Here is a 16,592-nt window from a genome sequence, read left to right on the forward strand (position 1 = left end):
TTAGCCGAAGATCAGCTTCGGAATGAAGAGTGAGATGTCGGGTACGTAGGTCACTATCAGCAGCACGATCAGGTTGACCGCCACGAACGGCCAGACGCCTTTGATAATCTCTACCACCGGTTTGCTCAGCGTCGAGGAGGCGACGAAGATGTCCAACCCGAATGGGGGGGTGATCATTCCGAGCGAGATGTTAAGCGTGACGATCATCCCGAAGTGGACCGGGTCGATGCCAAGCGAGTTGGCAACCGGGTAGAGAGGCGGCACCAGGATTAGCAGGGCCGAATTCGGGTCGATAAACATGCCCGCAATCAGGAAGCACACGTTTACCACCAGCAGGAAGGTCAGCGGTCCGGCCTCGATCATTGTCAGGAAGTCGGTGATCTGGTTCGGCACCTGCGCCAGCGTCACAAAGAACGAGATCAACCCGCCCATGGCCAGCAGTACGAAGATCACCGAGGTCGATATCGCGCTTTGCTCGGTGATGCGGACGAGGTCGCCGAATTTAAAGTTCCGGTAGACGACCATCTCGACGAAAATAGCGTAGATGACGCTGACTGCGGCGGCCTCGGTCGGGGTGATGGTGCCTGAGTAGATGCCACCCAGGATGATTGTCGGCATACCGAGCGCCCAGCCAGCGGTCTTCACAGCTTTCGCGCGTTCCGCCCAAGTAGTCTTGGTATCACCAGTGATGCCTGCGCGGCGCGCTTCGATCATGACGTAGATTGCAAAGGCCAGGCCCAGGAACAGTCCAACCGCCAGACCGCCGGCAAAGAGTCGTGCGATTGAGGTCCCGGTCATCCAGCCGTAGATGATGAAGGTGATCGACGGAGGGATCAAAAGCGCGGTTTCCGCGCTGGACACCAAAAGACCAAGGCTGAATTTTTCGCTGAAACCCGACTTGCGCATTTCAGGGTAGACCATCTTGCCCATAGCGGCAACGGTGGCCGGCGCAGAACCCGAGACGGAGCCGAAAGCCATCGAACCGCCGATCACGGTATGGCCCATACCGCCGCAGGTATGGCCGATAAGAGACCGGACAAGCTCGGTCAGGTTGCGGGCGATCTGGCCGGACCCCATCAGATGCGCGGCAAAGATGAAGAATGGAATGGCAAGCAGTGTAGTATGGTCGATCCCGCCAAAAATCTTTTGGACCACCGCAGGGTCGGGCAGTTTGCCGAAATACGCTTCCTTGATGGCCAGGGCCGGAAGGCCGAGGACAAAGAACATTTCGAAGCCTAGGACCAGAAGGACCAATGCGAGGACGGCGATAAGAGCGATCACGATCAATGGTCCACTTCGGGCTGGTCGGGTGTCGAGAAGCGGTCGATCACGCCGAGGAAACTCAGGGCGTAGCGCAGGGCGAGAAGGGCAAACCCGATAACCGGCGCGAGATAGATGTACCCGGTTTGAAGGCCCAGCGTTGGGCTGGTTTGGCCGGTGCCCAGGACGAAGGTGACAAGCCCGTATCCCAGCCAGACCATGTAGACCGAGAACAGGAAGCCGCTGGCGTCTATAACCTTGAGCAGGACCTTGCGCGGCGCATCGGGCAGTCGGTCGCGCAGTGTGTCGATGCCCATATGTTTACCGCGCTCCAAGGCGAGTCCGAGGCCGAGAAATACCAGAAAGATGTTCATGAACCGGACGGCCTCTTCAATCCAGGCGAACTTGCTGGCGAAGGTTCCACCGATTTCACGGGTCACGACACTCAGAAAGAAGATACCTGACATCGTCAGAAACAGGGCGACCAGGGCCGTGCGCTCGGCCATTCGCAAATAGGTCAACATTGTGAGAACCCTTTCAACGTGAGGGGAAGGACGGCACGGTCCGCAACTATCCAGCCCGTGCGGTGCCCCGAACGCGTCGGCCGGAATTGCCGGGCGTCCGGGGTGCGTGCAGACTCAGTTAGCGACCTGCTTTTCGTAGATAGAGATCAAGGCCGCGCCTTCATCACCGGCCTGTGCGACATAGGCGGCTTTCGCAGGCTCAAACATCTTGTCACGCAAGGCGGCCCGCTCCTCCGGCCCAGCCACTCGAACGTTGATGTTACCGCTGGCTTCGATTTGTGCCAACGCATCCGCGACAGCCGCCGCCTTGTGCGCGGTCAGCTCCGGCACCACTTCGTTAAATGCGACGGTGATGATAGAGCGGTACTCGTCAGGCAGACTCTCCCACCAGAGCGGATTGAACAAGACGACGTCTTCCATTGCGCCATGCTCCGACACGACGAGATATTTCTGTACCTCGTGGAACTTCATGCGAAGAATTGTATCGAGCGGGTTTTCCTCACCGTCGACGACACCTGTCTGGAGCGACGTGTAGAGTTCGCCGAAGGGCAGCGCAATCGCGGAAGCGCCGAGGGCGTTGAACTGCTCGATCAGGATACGGCTGTCCATGACACGGAACTTCTGGTCGGCGAACGTTGCCACGTCATCAAGCGGTCTGTTCGAGGTGAAATTCTTCTTGCCGTTGGGCCAGAGTGCGACCCCAACGAGCCCACGCCGGTTGAACGACTCCAGCAGAGCCTGTCCGAAGGGCCCTTCGCGCAGGGCTTGAGCTGCCTCGGGATCTTCCGGTATCAGGTACGGGATGTCGAGCACGGACACGACGGGATTGAAGCCGCCGAGGAAGGCTGCCGGCGAAACAGTTGCCTCGAGCGTGCCTAGCTGCACGCCTTCCGTCATCTGGCGCTGATTGCCTAGCTGGCTGGACGGAAAGATCTGAAACTCTACGTTTCCGTCGGTTCGCTCGGACACGAGCGCTGCGACCTTCTCCAAAAAAATGTGGCGCGATTGCGCTTCCGACTCAAGGTGTCCGATCCGGGCAACGAAGTCCTGCGCAAACGCCGGGATGGACGCCAGCGATACCGCGGCGAAGAGCGCTCCGCCTAGGATTGTACGGGTGAGTTTTGTTGATTCGATCATGGAAACCTCCTGTTGGTAGTGCGCATGAAAACAACCGACCGTATCATTGTCAATAAAAATCTCAATATTGCGACATACAAAGAGAGGGTCTCGGCATTGAGAAGCGCGCCCTAATACGCTAAGTGATTGGGTGTCAAAGAGGTCATTACGATAATGCACAGCCAGTTCGACTCAATTCTCCAGGTAGGGGAACGCCTTAGGTCTTATCGCCTGGGTCGTGGGCTGACGCCGGACGACGTAGCGAAGCATACCGGGGTGTCGCGCGCAGCTATCTATCGCTACGAGTCCGGGCAACCCATCAGGGTGGACGTACTCGGCAAGATTGCCGACTTTTTGGATGTTTCGCTGTCGACGCTTCTTGGCGTGGGGTCTGAATACACGGCATCCGCGCTCACTTTCTTTGAACGGATGCGGCAGATCGAAGCCACAGCGGACCACATTTCAGTGCTCTTCGGGCCGGTATCCTATCTTTTGACAACCGACGCGTTCGACGATGCACTGCGGGATATATTGCAGGAGAGCGCGCCGAAAGAGGTAGTCGATTGCGAGCACTTTCGCGAGGAACTGGATCAGATCCTGGAAGTCCTGCGCGCGCGAAAAAGAGCATATCGTGCGCGTCGACCAGGCATACTGAGCTTGGTGTCGAGCGCCGAACTGGAGCAATTCGCCACGTTGGGTTTTGTCGGTACACATGACGTGCGCGAACCTGAACGTTGCCGTCGTCGCGAGATTGCGCGCGCCGAGATCAGAAACATTATGACGCTTATCACTGAACAGCCGATCGGCGTTCAAATTGGCATTGTGGAGGATTCGATGCCCGGAACGAGCTTTCAGCTTTTTCGCCAAGGAAAGCATGCACAAGTTGCTGTCAGTCCTTTTCGTCTTGGATTGTACGCTAACGTGAGAATCGGTGTTGCATCAATCTCCAGTGACCAAGAGTCTCTCGCACTTCACCAGCGCGCAACGGAAGGCTTGTGGAAGAGAAGTCTAAAAGGCGTAGAAGCGTTTAAACGGTTGGAACGCATACTCGTGGAGTGCCCCCCTGAGGTGGTCCATCAACTGGGATAGATTGGTCTCGTTTGGAGCGCTCCCGCGTACACCCAATGTCGCCGCCGGCAAGAGTAAAAGAAAGGGAAGCCCGGTTGCCGGGCTTGAAAGGATAGAGAGAGTCTCTTCCGGGTCCGGCGTGACAAGGACACTGACCATGGCCAAGACCGCGACTCGCCCGAAACCCGCCACCACGAAGAAGACCGAAACCGCCGGATCGGCCGCGCCTGACGGCGCAGGCGACATCCGGATGATCCCGCTCGACCAGCTGGAGCCGAGCCCGCTCAACGTCCGCAAAGTCGCCGCCAGCGCCGTAAGCATTCGGCGTAGGCCGCGGTCATGCGGCGAGTTGGCGCTCCGATGGCTGCCAGTTCCATGGCAACAGACCCGGCACGCGGGATGGCGTTGCGCTGGGGAGCTTGGCGAGGACGTCAGCAAGCCAGGCCTGGGGAACGGCGTCATTCACTTTGGCCGTGGCGATCAGGGAATACATGAAGGCAGCGCGGTCGCCGCCACGTTCCGACCCCGCGAAGAGCCATGATTTCCGGCCGAGCGCCATCACCCGTTCATTCTGCCCATGTCGGGGAAGAGCGGGAAGTTCATTATCGTTGGCATCCTTATTTCGGCCTGAAAGTCAGCGTGCGGCGGGTGGAGCAGCGCGTAGCGGGGCAGTTTCTCAAGGTGGAAGGCCCGTCTGGCGTTGTCGTCTCGATCGCTGACTGGATGTTGGATCCCGTCGTCTGCGCCGAAATGAGCATTGGCAGTCCACAGGTTGATCTCGCGGCGTTGGCGGAACTCAGGAGGCTGATGACGCCGGCCACTGTTTTTGGACACTCCCGAAGCGAATGTGGAATCGCAAGGGAGGACGTTGATGAAACAGCACGACATGTCGGTGCCGAGCTCGGGCAGGCAGCTGAGCCTGGTGTTCGAGCCTCGCAAGGTGGACGGGATGAACGACATGGAGCGGGCGGAGGCGACAATTACACATGCCCAGCTTCTGATGCAGGCCGCGGGCCTGATCGGTAAGCGGGCAACCGAGGCCGTTCAGGGTTGGTAGTTCCAGGGCATGAGTTGGTCGATCTTGGCGCGCGGCCATTGGTTGGCGATGCGCTGGAGGGTCTGAGTCAGCCATGCGACAAGATCGACGGCGTTCATTTTGCAGGTCTGCAGAAGCGTGGCGATGGTGGCCCATGTTCGGCCCCCGCCGTCGGACCCGGCGAAGAGACTGTTCTTTCTTGTTATTGTCTGGGGCCTGATGGCGCGCTCGACGATATTGGAGTCGAGTTCGACGAGACCGTCGGTGAGGAAGCGCTCGAAGATTTCGCGCCGGGTGATTGCATAGCGCAGGGCCTCGGCCAGCTTTGATTTCCCCGATATTCGTGGCAGGGTCGCCTGCCACAGCGCGAACAGCTCCGCGACGATCGGCGCCGAGACGGCCTGACGGGCGGCGATGCGCGCCTCCGGGCTCTGGCCGCGAACCTCTGCCTCGAGCTTCCAGAGATCGGCCATCCGCAGGGTCGTGTCGGTGGCCACCTGCGAGGCACCGGCTTTGTGCAGTTCATAGAACCGACGCCGGCTATGGGCCCAGCACCCGGCCAGGCGCGGGCCGTCATTGCCGCCATCCTTGCGCACGAGCTTGTTGTAGGCGGCATAGCCGTCGACCTAGCAAATGCCGCGATAGCCGGTGAGATGGCGCTGTACGCAGTCGCCGGACCGGCTGTCCTCGAAGCGGTAGGCCACCATGGGCGGCCCGCTGCCGCCGAAGGTGCTGTCGTCGCGGGCATAGGCCCAGAGCCAGGCCGTCTTCGTGGCGCCGGTGCCGGGAGCGAGGGTTGGCAGGCTGGTCTCGTCGGCGAAGATGCGCGCGCCCTTTCGGACCTCGCCCAGGACATGATCGGCAAGAATGTCGAGCTCGAAGCCGACGCGGCCCATCCATTGCGCCATCAGCCGCCGGTCGATCTCCACCCCGTCGCGGGCATAGATCCCCTCCTGGCGGTAGAGCGGCAGGCCATCGGCATATTTCGAGACGGCGACCTGCGCCAGGAGCGCCTCGGTCGGAATGCCGCCCTCGATGATGTGCGCCGGGGCCGGAGCCTGAATGACCCTGTCGGCATTCTTGAAGGCATATTTGGGCCGACGCGTGACGATCACCCGGAACTTCGCCGGGATGACATCGAGGCGCTCCGAGACATCTTCGCCGATCAGCACCTTCTGTTTGCCGGCGTGTTCCGGCAGGTCCTCGGGCTCGATCACCACCTCAATCCGTTCCAGATGCGGCGGAACGCCCTTGCGCGGGCGCGGCGAACGCTTCTCGGCAGCGGTGCTACCCTTGCCGACCTGAGCCCTGAGAGCGGCGATGCCGGTCAGGGTCTCCTCGAAGACGAAGGCCCGCTGTGCGTCCGCGTCACCGGAGAACGCGCCGGCACCAAGCTTCTCCGAGCGCCGCCCGAACCGTGCGCGATCGTAGGCCTTCAGGGCAAAGGCGCGGCGGTGCGGGAACTGGTCGGCTTCATGTGGGCCATTGCCCGGACGGAACCGATGGAAGTCTGATCCGAAGAAAGCCAGACCGTATTACCGCGCATGGCGGCGGGGGCGCGGCAACGACAGGGGAATTGCCGTTAGCGCTTTGTGGCCGGCAACGCCGACGCCCGTTGTAAGAGAGGACCAGCCCCGGAAGAATATATGGACATGCGGTTCCGACCCGCGCATCAGAGCTTGTTCACCAACGTCCCGAGCCGCGTCCCCACCCCCATGCGCACTATCACTTCGAGAATGGCGCTCTCCACCGCCAGACGCCTTCGCTCGCCTCGGCACTTGACGAAGGACATAAGAGCGCTGGGTGTGACCGCTCTGCCGGAGAACCTACCGCGTCGGTCGCCTATACCCTGATCGAGACCGCAAAGCTCAACGGCGGCGATCTCCAGATCTGGTTTGCCGACACCATCGCGGGCATCCCAGTCTACAAGACTACCCGCGCGTACGACATGCTGCCTTGGAACCAGTGGTCACACCGCTTACATAGACTCTATCAAAGCGACCGGCGGAGGGTCAGTTCGCCGGCCTTCCCGTAACAGCCAACTTGCCACCCGCACCGCACCGGGATGTCCTGCTCGAGACGGGCGCAAAAAGTTGAACCGCGCCGGAAGTTGGCGGAAACCCCATGGGGCCACAAGGCGGCCCGCATCGATGTCAGCCTGCGCGAAGGCCCAGGCAGTCACCGCGATGCCGAGCCCTCCGGCGACCGCCTCCAGCAGGTAGGTGTTGTGTTCGAAGCTACGCGTCTGCGACGGCTCCGACAGGGTCACACCGGTCTCCGCCGCCCATTGATCCCATCCGTGCGGAAAGGTCTCGCTGCTCAAGCGCGCCCTGCGCAGCATCCGTTCCGGGGTGCGACCGTCAGCCTCGAACAACGCGGGCGCGATCACCGGGCCATAGGCGTGATCGAGGAACGCTGTCGCGGTGACTCCGGCGGGCGGTGGGCCCTCGCAGAGGCGGATCGCGGCTAGGGCGCCATCCTCGCCCCCAAAAAGGCTGTCTGACGAGCTGGTTTCAGCAATATGGACCCGGATATCTGGGTGCTGCTCCGTGAACCCGGCGAGACGCGGAATGAGCCACTTCATCGCAAATGTCGCCGGCACGGAAATGACAAGCTCCTCGTCTTCGTCCGACCTGGGCAGACCCGCCGCAATCCGGTCGAACCCGTCCCGAAGCGCATCGGCGAGGTTCCGCCCGGCCTTCGTCAGCCGCAATGCGTGACGCGGCCCGGTCAGAAGCTCCGTTCCCAGAGCGCATTCCAGCGCCTTGATCTGACGGCTGATCGCACCGTGGGTGACGCAGAGTTCCTCGGAAGCCAGCACCATTGAGCCGGACCGGGCGTAGGCCTCGAACGCCCGTAGTGCGTTCAGGGAAGGAAGTTGGCGTCTCTTCATGTGACCTCAGCTCACAGCTTGCGCCTGTTTAGTCGATTGCCGGATATGGCGCAACGCGGCTAGCTCACCGGGACGGCAACCCCAAATCCGAAGGACGCACCATGATCCCTTTCGCCCACCGCTTCATCGCTCTTGCGCGCGAGCGCTCCCCGCTCTGCCTCGGTATCGACCCTTCTGCTGAACTGCTCGATCATTGGGGCCTGTCTGATGACGCAGAGGGCGTGCGGAGGTTCTGCGGGATCGTCTTGGACGCCGCCGTCGAACTCGTTCCGATGATGAAGCCTCAGATGGCCTTCTTCGAACGCCATGGCTCGGCTGGATACGCCGAAGCCGCGGCGGCGGTGGCGCAAATTCGTGCCCAGGGGGCGCTCTGCCTCGTCGACGCCAAGCGCGGCGACATCGCAAGCACGATGGAGGGCTACGCAGCCGCGATCTTCGAAAGCACCGACGGGTTGGGTGCGGATGCCGTGACTCTCAACCCCTATCTGGGCTTCGAGACGCTGGAACCCGTGATCAGCCGCGCGCAGGTGACTGGCGGCGGCGTCTTCGTGGTGGTCCGCTCGACCAATCCGGGCGCGCGGCTTCTCCAGACCGCGCGGCTGTCGGACGGACGCTCCGTTGCCGAAGCGTTGGCCGACGAGATTACTGCGCACAACGCCTCAATCGGCGGTGACATTGGTCCTGTCGGTTCAGTTATCGGGTCGACCCTTACGGAAGAGGACACCACCATCGTGAAACGGCTGCCACGGTCCCTGATCCTGGCACCCGGCCTGGGAGCGCAAGGCGCGGAGATGTCGGACGTTGTGCGGAAATTCGGTGCAGTGCGCGGCCGCATCGTCCCGACGATATCCCGAGGCATCCTGCGCCATGGCCCCGACCGCACCCACTTGCGTGACGCGATCAAACGCTATCGGGACGCCGCCTGGTCGATCTGGGACACTGCTCAGGCGGGAGCGTCGGCCTGACATGACGAACCGAATACCCGCCCTTATTCCAAGTGGTCCGGGCCATCAGTTCGTGTTCTACGGCGACAGTTGTTCCGGCGTGCCCGGTGCGCCACACGAACGCAGCCACCGGGCGGTCAACGAGGTGGTCAAGCGGTTGTCGCCCGCACCCGAGTTCATCGTCTTTCCGGGCGATGAGGTGATTGGCCTGACAAACGATATGGCCGCGCTGCGCGCGCAGTGGCGGTATTGGCTGAACGAGGAAATGGCCTGGCTCGACCGGACCAGGATCCCGTTGTTCAACGCAACCGGCAATCACACGACCTACAGTGCCGAGAGCGAGGCGGTTTTCGCGGAAATGCTCCCGCACTTGCCCGCGAATGGGCCGGACGGACAGAAGCGCCTGTCCTATTTCGTCCGCCGGGATGACCTGCTTCTGGTTTTCGTTCATACAGCCTGGTCGCGACTGGGCGGCGAAGGCCATGTCGAGACCGAATGGCTCGACGAAACCCTGAAGGCAAATGCCCATGCAAGGTGGAAATTCGTCGTCGGTCATCACCCCGCCTTTCCCGTCAATGGCTATGCTGGCCCCTACGCACGCACAATCGGTGACGAACACGTCGGGCCGTTCTGGGGCATCCTGCGCGACAATGGGGTCCTGGTTTACCTTTGCAGCCACATCCTCGCCTTCGATGCCCAGGTGCATGACGGGGTTCTTCAGATCACTTCCGCGGGGGCGGGTACCGCGCACCGGATGCCGGAAGAGATCGAATATCTTCATGCCGTGCAAATGGCCATCGATGGCGGCGGTCTCCGCTATCAGGTGCTGGGTACTGCCGGGGAAGCGCGGGAACAGCTTGTCTGGCCAATGCGACTGCCGGATTGGCGGACGCCCCTTCCGCATGGTCGAGCGTCCGCCCGAATTCGCGGCGAAAACCAAGTCCTTCATCTGCACATCAACGGAACGATGGAAGACCAGGTTGACGGCCGAAGGCAGACCTTTCTAGCTGCACAGTCCAAGGGGGGCGATCACGATTCGCTTTGGATCGGCCTATCCGGAGAAAAACGCCGCCTGACCGTCACCCTGCAACCTCTGTCCGGTCGCAGCCCGCATTACTGGTTCGGTCCTGAAATCGGTGCCGCCTTCGACCTGCACCTTGCGTTGCACTCAGGAATGGGCCCTGGAGGGATCATGCTTCGCGGGCATGGCGGCACCTGGACTTCACTGAAGACATCGTCGGCATGGGGCCTGGAACGCCTTGGCTGGCCAGACGAATGGTCTGTTGCCCAGGACACCGTGGGCCAATGTCGATTCACAGGAACCAGTCTTGAAGTTGCAAAGGGATGATACGCAATAGCCGCCGAGCGCCATGTGGAGCTTCCCTGTCGGGCAGCCAATCCAATGAAGGATCGTCCGGCCTTGTGTTCAGGAGTGCCATATGAGCAGACCAGAAGTGCCGTCGTCCAAGCTGTTCAACCGCGATGCCGAGGGTTACGATGATCTGCGCAGGCGACTGATCCCCTGTTTCGATGACTTCTATGGCACGGCATTGAAGCTCATCGAGGAATGGCAGGCTGTCGAAGAAATCGAAGTGCTCGACTTGGGTGCGGGAACGGGCTTGTTCTCGGCGATGGTGTCGGCACGGTGCTCGGTCGGACGGTTATGCTTGCTCGATGGGGCTGCGGACATGCTCGAGCGGGCGCGCAGTCGCTTTCCTACGGGCGATCGGATTGAATATCGTGTAGACGATATGGCCGAAGCCGACCTCGGCGACGAAAAATGGAATCTCGTGATTTCGGCGCTGGCTATTCACCATTTGCCCGACGAGAAGAAGCGCGATCTGTTTCGCCGCATTCGCCGAGCCTTAAAACCTGGAGGGTTATTCGTAAACGCCGAGCAGGTGGCCGGTCCGAACCCGACGGCGGACGACCGCTACTCGCGCGTCTGGCTTGAGCAGATTCGTGAACTCGGCGTCACAGAGCAGGAAATTGAAAAGGCCCGGGAGCGCATGTCCTACGACAAGTGTGCTCCAGTTGGCAGTCAGTTGAAATGGCTTAGTGATGCCGGATTTTCCGACGTGGATTGCAGCTTCAAGGCATGGCGGTTTGGTGTTCTCAGCGGCCGCAACTGATCTTGCCGCCGAGTGCTTTTCGCCGCTCCACTACTCTGAAAGATATCCTTGAAGTTGAATATTCGGACCTCCCCGTAAGTTCATCTCATTGCGAATGCGATCGGTGACTTGGAGTTCTTAGCCACTCTTTCCAAGGATGAGGGACTAGCTTTGTTAGTGCCAGAGAAAGGGAAGCCCGGGTGCCGGGCTTGAAAGGATAGAGAGAGGCTCATCCGGGTCCGGCGCGACAAGGAAGCCGACCATGGCCAAGACTACGACCCGACCGAAACCCTCCACCGAAAAGAAGACCGAAGCCGCCGGATCGGCCACGCCTGACGGCGCCGCCGACATCCGGATGATTCCGCTCAATCAACTGGAACCGAGCGCGCTCAACGTGCGCAAGGTTGCGGCAAGCGCCTCCGATGACGCCGAGCTTCTCGCCAGCATTCGCGAGACGGGTATCAAGCAGAACCTCGTGGTGCACGCGCTATCAGAGACGCGGTTTGCCGTCGATGCCGGCGGGCGTCGTCTTAGGGCGCTGAAGCAGCTGGCCGAAGACGGCGTGATTCCTGCGGACCACCCGGTGCCTTGCCTCGTCGAGGACGAGCGCAATGCCATCCTCACCTCCGCGACAGAAAACCTCCAGCGCGCGGCAATGCACCCCGCTGACCAGTTCGAGGCCTTTGAGAAGATGATCGCCGAGGGTCGCAGTGAAGACGAGATCGCGCTGAAGTTTGGCGTCTCGGTCGACTTGGTGCGCCGTCGGCTCAAACTCGCCCGTGTCGCGCCCGAGATCATCGAGCAGTTCCGTGCCGGCGACCTGACCCTCGAATGCGTGATGGCGTTCACCCTGACCGACGATCATGATCGCCAGTTGGCGGTCTGGAACGCAGTGAAGGGCGGCTATCACATCCATCCGCAAAGCATCAAACGCCAATTGACCGAGACAGCGTATTCAGCGAACTCGGCCTTGGGGCGTTTTGTCGGCATCGAGGCCTATGAGGCTGCGGGCGGGGTTCTGCTGCGTGATCTCTTCGACGACCGCGCCAGCGCCCATATGGAAAACCCTGACCTTCTGGAACGCCTCGCCATCGAGAAGCTGCAGGCCGCGGCCAAACCCTTCGAAGGGACGTGGAAATGGGTCGAGGTGCACCTCTCGGTGGATTACGGTGCGTTTCGCAGTTTCGGACGGGTCTATCCGCAGGATGTCGAACCCGATGCGGACCTTCTTGCTGAGGAGGAGCGTCTCATCGCGCGCGAAGAAGACCTGGCGGCGCAGAATGACGGTGAGGACTGGACGGACGCCGAGACCGAAGAATATTACGCCATCAAGCCGCGCCTGCGCGAGATCGAAGCCTTGCAGCGCGACCGGCAGCCCTACGCGGAAGAAGACCGGGCAATCGCCGGTGTCGTTCTGACCATCGGCCATGACGGAGCGTTGCGCGTCGAGAAAGGCTTGGTGCGACCCGAGGATATTCCCGCCGCGCCCGAGCCCGACGAGCCCACCGCAGACTCAGGTGGGGCCTCCTCCCCTGCCCGGCCATATGTGACGCCGCCGACCTCCTCAACGCCGGTGCCGGCCTCCGACCCTGCCGCGACCTTGCGCAAGGCGGATGGGATTTCGGCGAGCCTGGCCGACGATCTGCGTGCCACGCGCCAGCACATCTTGCGGGCGCATCTGGCGGCGGATTTCGACGTGGCGTTTGACGCGATGCTCTATGCGCTCTGCGAGCAGGCTCTGGGGCGGTCCTACAACAACGAGGCGCTCGACATCTCGATCCGTCCCTTCCAGGCGCAAAATCGCGAGGTGCTGCATGCCGATACCGTCGCCCAGAAGATGCTCGAGGCGCTGGAACAGGACCTTGCCACGGACTGGATGAAGCTCGAGAAACCTGAAGACTTCCGGGCGATGTCGGCACTGCCAATTGCGGACAAGCAAGCGCTCTTTGCCTGGGCGACGGGTCTCGCGGTCAAACCCCAGCTTTCCTCCGACAATCGTCCTTCCCCGATCATCGAGGAGATCGGCGCGCGGCTTGATGTCGATGTGGCGGCCTGCTGGCGTCCGACTGCCCAGAACTACTGGGGCTGGGTCAACAAAGGGCATGCGGTGGCTACGGCGCGCAAGCTCATCGGCGACGACTACGCCGAGGATCGCAATCGCGAGCGCAAAGGTGATCTCGCCGCCGCGATGGAGCGGGCTTTCACGGAAACCGCAGGTGAGACGGAAGGCTTCGACGCCGCAACGGTTGCCAGGACGACGCGCTGGCTGCCTGACGGGATGGTGTTTGTCCGTGGGACGGAGGCCGGTACCGACTTGGGCAACGATGCGCCCGGGGCCGAGGACGGGGATGTCTCCGCCGAAGATACTCTGACCGATGCCGAGAGCGAAGAGCCGTCGTCCTTGCCCGCCTTCCTCAGCGGCGATGCAGCCTGACGATGCGAATACCAGTCTGATCACGACATGTGCCTTGGGCCGTCCTCACATCGAGGGCGGCCCTTTCCGGCTGACGGGTTGCCTACAGTCGATAGCGGATCGGCTGGCCCGTCCCGGAGACATCCCATGACCACCACACTCGACCTTGACCCTGTGCGGGAAGCCGCATTGATCGCCGTGCAGAACGACGCGTTCCGCCGCTCCATCCTCGGAAATACGCCCCTCGATGATGCACCGAAGGGCCAGTTTGTGATGACACACGCCGTCGCGGGGCTTGGGCCTGACGCCCAACTGGAGCTATCGCGCCGCGTTGCCGCGTTTGACGCGTTCAACGCCGGCAGCGACCCCCATGGCTGGCACGAGATGGGGGTCATCGACCTCGATGGGACCACGGTCTGGTTCAAGATCGATTTGTACGACGTCGACTACCAATATGGCTCGCCTGAACCTTCGGACCCCGAACAGACGCGCCGGGTTCTGACCCTGCTTCTGCCGTCGGAATACTGACGGCTCCAATCCCCACTCACCACCCCGGATCGCCCTTGCACAAAGGGCGGTCCTTTCGCGCTGGCGGGTTCCAAGGGTTGCGATGGTCGCGCCCCGCCTGCCGCAGGAGACCAGAAATGGCCAAGACGCTCGACTACCAGATCACCCTCTACCCTGCGCATCGCGATGGCGCGTTTGTTGTAACCCAGTTTCAGATGATGGCGAACTACCCCGAAAAGCGCATCCAGGCCGCGGGCATGGATGACCTGATCGACAAGGTGACGCAGTTCGCGATGGAGCATGGGATCGGCTGCAGCGCCTCGGTGCGCTGCCTCGCACCGCGCAAACCGCCGGGGTTCAAGCGCGCGACCGAGAACCTCTATTTCAACCTCGTTGACCGGACGGCTGAGCAGCGCGGCGACGCTGCGGCCTGAAGCCCCGCAGGAAACTTCCTGGGCGACCCCGCGTAAAGGTCGCCCTCCCCTTTCCTCAATTTCAAAGGATCAAAGACATGACACAAGAGACTGATTTCTACGCGCAGATGCTCGAATCTCAGAGACGTGCGGCCGAACAGCGGGTTGTAACCCGCGCTGCCCTTCTCTCCGAGTTGCGCGCCCTCGGCGTGACCGGCATCGAAGTGCAATACGAAGGCTATGGCGATTCCGGCAATGTCGAGGAGGTCGTCGTGACGCCTGACACGATTACCCTGACAGAAGACCTGCGGCGCCGGGTTGAAGATTTCGGTTGGGACTTTGCCTATGCGCTGAGCCCCGGCTTCGAGAACAACGAAGGCGGCTATGGCGAACTGACCTGGTCACTTGAGACGGACAAGATCGATGTCAGTCATTCGAACCGTTATATCGAGACCGACACCACCGAACATGAGGGGCTCTGACATGGCACATCCTCTCCACCACGCCGAAAGCTCGGCCCGAAAATTCGGTGGTGTTCCAGATGATTATCAGTTCGTGCATGACTGGTTTGACTCATCCAAAGAGCATCTTGGCCTCTTCGTACACAGAGCCCAAAAACACCATACGGTCGGGATCTTCGAGGCCGAGCGTCAGTTCGGTCGCAGCTTAACCAACAGCGCGGGGCGTGTCGTCCCGATCCGTTGGATCGGCGAGCAGCATGTGCGCGAGGACTGCCAGGGGCGCATTCCGTCGCTGGCGGACTGGCTCGGGCGGATTCAGCCGGAACCTTGGATGGCCAATGGCCGGATCGACAACGATCCGACGCAGATCGGCAGCGATCCTCGCGCCGTCTGGGTCGAGGCGGTTGCCAATCACCAAACCATTCTTGGCTTCGAAGATTGGCATCTCATGGTCTCGGTCGAGCACGTCCAGCATCGCCAGAACCGCGCCGCCGCCTGATCCGCCGGGCGGCAAACTCGCCAACCACATGACCACGCCCAGATCGACCCGCATGTGCCTTAACCGGCCTGGCGGGTCGATTTCGTTTCAAGAAAGGACATCGACATGCACCACCCTGTCTTTGAGGAGGCCTACCAAGGCCATACCATCAAAATCTTCCACGACCCCGACGCAGAAAGCCCACGGGAGTGGCCCAACCTCGGCACGCTGATCTGCTGGCATCGACGCTATCGGCTGGGCAACAGCCACCGGTTCGACAGCCCCGAAGCGTTCCTGCGCGATCTCGCCGATGTCTCGGATCAGAGCGATCTCTCGATGGCGCAGTTGCGCGAGCTCGCCGAGCGCAAGGCAATCATCTTGCCCGTGTTTCTCTATGACCATTCCGGTCTCACGATGAACACCATCGGGTTCCACTGCCCGTGGGATTCCGGCCAGGTCGGTTTTGTCTACGTGACGCTCGAGGCAATCCGAAAAGAGTTCGGCGTGAAACGAGTCACCAAAGCGCTGCGCGACAAGGTGGCAGACGTCCTGCGCGACGAAATCGTCAGCTATGATGCCTATCTTGCCGGGCGGGTCTATGGCTATGTCATCGAACGTGATGGCGAGGAGCTCGACGCCTGCTGGGGCTTCTTCGGGCGCTATGAGCTGGACTGCCTGTCCGAGGCGCGGGCGTTTGTGGACCAGCTGATCTTGCGAGACGTACACAGACCCATCGCCGCCGAACAGGGCGCAAGCCCGCCCCCGAGTTGAAACGCGCGTGATACTCATATATCTTATTCATGCGTATTTCGGAGATGAGCATGGCGAGCACAAGCGTCACACTTGGCCCCCATTGGGACGAATTCATCGCCCTGATGCTGAAGGAGGGGCGCTACGGGTCAACCAGCGAGTTGATCCGCGCCTCTTTGCGCCTGATGGAAGAGCAGGAAGGCCAGCGGGCGCGGCTTCGCGTTGCGTTGATGGAGGGCAAGCAATCCGGTGATGCTGGCCCGCTCGACATGGACGCAATCAAGCGCGAAGCGCGGAGCCGCTCCGGCGCTTCTGATGCGTGAAATCCATTACTCCCAGGCGGCAAAATCCGATCTAGTCGACATCTGGGTCGAGACAGACCGACAGTGGGGCGGGGTGCAAGCGGACCGCTATCTCGACGACATCGAGCGTGCTCTGAAGGGGCTCATCGCCAACCCGCAAATGGGATCGGACTGCTCCGACCTCCTGCAGGGTGCGCGCAAACTGATCACGGGTCGGCACCTCGTGTTCTACGAGGTGGACCCAGACAAGATCTTCGTGATCCGGGTCCTTCATCAATCCATGGACGTGCCGCGCCATCTGCGGACGGCCTGACAC

18 protein-coding genes and 2 pseudogenes are annotated in these 16,592 nt (G+C 61.4%); 14 read left to right on the plus strand and 6 right to left on the minus strand.

Going from position 1 to position 16,592, the window contains the following annotated elements:
* From Q0330_RS06810 to Q0330_RS06820, 3 genes are all read right to left on the minus strand, one after another.
* The gene (locus Q0330_RS06810) at positions 1 to 1,281 is read right to left on the minus strand and encodes a TRAP transporter large permease (RefSeq protein ID WP_299476369.1); all 1,281 of its coding nucleotides are present in this window, start codon (positions 1,279 to 1,281) and stop codon (positions 1 to 3) included.
* Positions 1,282 to 1,283: 2 nt separating this feature from the next.
* Positions 1,284 to 1,766: a TRAP transporter small permease gene (locus Q0330_RS06815; protein ID WP_299476372.1), complete on the minus strand. Its 483-nt coding sequence runs from the start codon at positions 1,764 to 1,766 to the stop codon at positions 1,284 to 1,286.
* Positions 1,767 to 1,898: 132 nt separating this feature from the next.
* Positions 1,899 to 2,921 (minus strand): TRAP transporter substrate-binding protein, encoded by a 1,023-nt coding sequence (locus Q0330_RS06820; RefSeq protein WP_299476375.1) that lies wholly within the window; start codon positions 2,919 to 2,921, stop codon positions 1,899 to 1,901.
* Between the two features lie 126 nt (positions 2,922 to 3,047).
* Here Q0330_RS06820 and Q0330_RS06825 point away from each other — a divergent pair, with 126 nt between their 5' ends.
* The gene (locus Q0330_RS06825) at positions 3,048 to 3,989 is read left to right on the plus strand and encodes a helix-turn-helix transcriptional regulator (RefSeq protein ID WP_299476378.1); all 942 of its coding nucleotides are present in this window, start codon (positions 3,048 to 3,050) and stop codon (positions 3,987 to 3,989) included.
* A 316-nt stretch (positions 3,990 to 4,305) separates the two neighbouring features.
* Here the strand turns inward: Q0330_RS06825 and Q0330_RS06830 are convergent.
* Positions 4,306 to 4,527 (minus strand): annotated as a pseudogene (locus Q0330_RS06830) (transposase domain-containing protein); the annotation flags it as partial.
* Between the two features lie 312 nt (positions 4,528 to 4,839).
* Between Q0330_RS06830 and Q0330_RS06835 the strand changes: the two are divergent.
* A complete protein-coding gene (locus Q0330_RS06835; RefSeq protein WP_299476383.1) occupies positions 4,840 to 5,025 on the plus strand; it encodes a hypothetical protein in 186 nt (61 codons plus the stop codon).
* On the opposite strand, the pseudogene Q0330_RS06840 reads toward Q0330_RS06835, so the two are convergent.
* Positions 5,013 to 6,443 (minus strand): annotated as a pseudogene (locus Q0330_RS06840) (IS66 family transposase); the annotation flags it as partial. The gene Q0330_RS06835 and the pseudogene Q0330_RS06840 overlap by 13 nt on opposite strands.
* A 413-nt stretch (positions 6,444 to 6,856) precedes the next feature.
* Between Q0330_RS06840 and Q0330_RS19220 the strand changes: the two are divergent.
* On the plus strand, positions 6,857 to 7,039 hold the full coding sequence (locus Q0330_RS19220; RefSeq protein ID WP_366518313.1) for a transposase domain-containing protein: 183 nt from the start codon (positions 6,857 to 6,859) through the stop codon (positions 7,037 to 7,039).
* Here Q0330_RS19220 and Q0330_RS06845 read toward each other — a convergent pair.
* The gene (locus Q0330_RS06845; protein WP_299476386.1) at positions 6,983 to 7,897 is read right to left on the minus strand and encodes a LysR substrate-binding domain-containing protein; all 915 of its coding nucleotides are present in this window, start codon (positions 7,895 to 7,897) and stop codon (positions 6,983 to 6,985) included. The genes Q0330_RS19220 and Q0330_RS06845 overlap by 57 nt on opposite strands.
* Positions 7,898 to 7,998: 101 nt before the next feature.
* On the opposite strand from Q0330_RS06845, the gene pyrF reads away from it, so the two are divergent.
* The 11 genes from pyrF (at position 7,999) to Q0330_RS06900 (ending at position 16,589) form a co-directional block, all read left to right on the plus strand.
* A complete protein-coding gene (pyrF, locus tag Q0330_RS06850; RefSeq protein WP_299476389.1) occupies positions 7,999 to 8,862 on the plus strand; it encodes an orotidine-5'-phosphate decarboxylase in 864 nt (287 codons plus the stop codon).
* Positions 8,863 to 8,914: 52 nt separating this feature from the next.
* Positions 8,915 to 10,189, plus strand: a complete 1,275-nt coding sequence (locus Q0330_RS06855; protein ID WP_299476393.1) for a metallophosphoesterase — start codon at positions 8,915 to 8,917, stop codon at positions 10,187 to 10,189.
* 91 nt (positions 10,190 to 10,280) lie between these two features.
* A complete protein-coding gene (locus Q0330_RS06860; RefSeq protein WP_299476396.1) occupies positions 10,281 to 10,973 on the plus strand; it encodes a class I SAM-dependent methyltransferase in 693 nt (230 codons plus the stop codon).
* 241 nt (positions 10,974 to 11,214) lie between these two features.
* Positions 11,215 to 13,386, plus strand: coding sequence for a ParB/RepB/Spo0J family partition protein (locus tag Q0330_RS06865; RefSeq protein ID WP_299476399.1), 2,172 nt, complete (start codon positions 11,215 to 11,217; stop codon positions 13,384 to 13,386).
* Between the two features lie 126 nt (positions 13,387 to 13,512).
* Positions 13,513 to 13,893, plus strand: a complete 381-nt coding sequence (locus tag Q0330_RS06870; protein WP_299476402.1) for a DUF3768 domain-containing protein — start codon at positions 13,513 to 13,515, stop codon at positions 13,891 to 13,893.
* A gap of 116 nt (positions 13,894 to 14,009) precedes the next feature.
* Positions 14,010 to 14,306 (plus strand): hypothetical protein, encoded by a 297-nt coding sequence (locus tag Q0330_RS06875; RefSeq protein ID WP_299476405.1) that lies wholly within the window; start codon positions 14,010 to 14,012, stop codon positions 14,304 to 14,306.
* Positions 14,307 to 14,383: 77 nt separating this feature from the next.
* Complete coding sequence (locus Q0330_RS06880; RefSeq protein ID WP_299476408.1) at positions 14,384 to 14,767, plus strand: DUF6878 family protein; 384 nt, start codon at positions 14,384 to 14,386, stop codon at positions 14,765 to 14,767.
* A gap of 1 nt (position 14,768) precedes the next feature.
* Entirely contained in the window at positions 14,769 to 15,245 is a 477-nt protein-coding gene (locus Q0330_RS06885; RefSeq protein WP_299476411.1) for a hypothetical protein, read from the plus strand.
* A gap of 105 nt (positions 15,246 to 15,350) precedes the next feature.
* Positions 15,351 to 15,995 carry a hypothetical protein gene (locus Q0330_RS06890; protein ID WP_299476413.1) on the plus strand — a complete coding sequence of 215 codons (645 nt, stop codon included), beginning with the start codon at positions 15,351 to 15,353 and terminating at the stop codon, positions 15,993 to 15,995.
* 29 nt (positions 15,996 to 16,024) lie between these two features.
* Positions 16,025 to 16,297, plus strand: a complete 273-nt coding sequence (locus Q0330_RS06895) for a type II toxin-antitoxin system ParD family antitoxin (protein ID WP_299476416.1) — start codon at positions 16,025 to 16,027, stop codon at positions 16,295 to 16,297.
* Positions 16,290 to 16,589: a type II toxin-antitoxin system RelE/ParE family toxin gene (locus Q0330_RS06900; RefSeq protein WP_299476418.1), complete on the plus strand. Its 300-nt coding sequence runs from the start codon at positions 16,290 to 16,292 to the stop codon at positions 16,587 to 16,589. The genes Q0330_RS06895 and Q0330_RS06900 overlap by 8 nt, the downstream gene beginning before the upstream one ends.
* Positions 16,590 to 16,592 lie beyond the last annotated feature (3 nt).

It is taken from the genome of uncultured Paracoccus sp. (assembly GCF_937873615.1).
Lineage (GTDB): Bacteria > Pseudomonadota > Alphaproteobacteria > Rhodobacterales > Rhodobacteraceae > Paracoccus.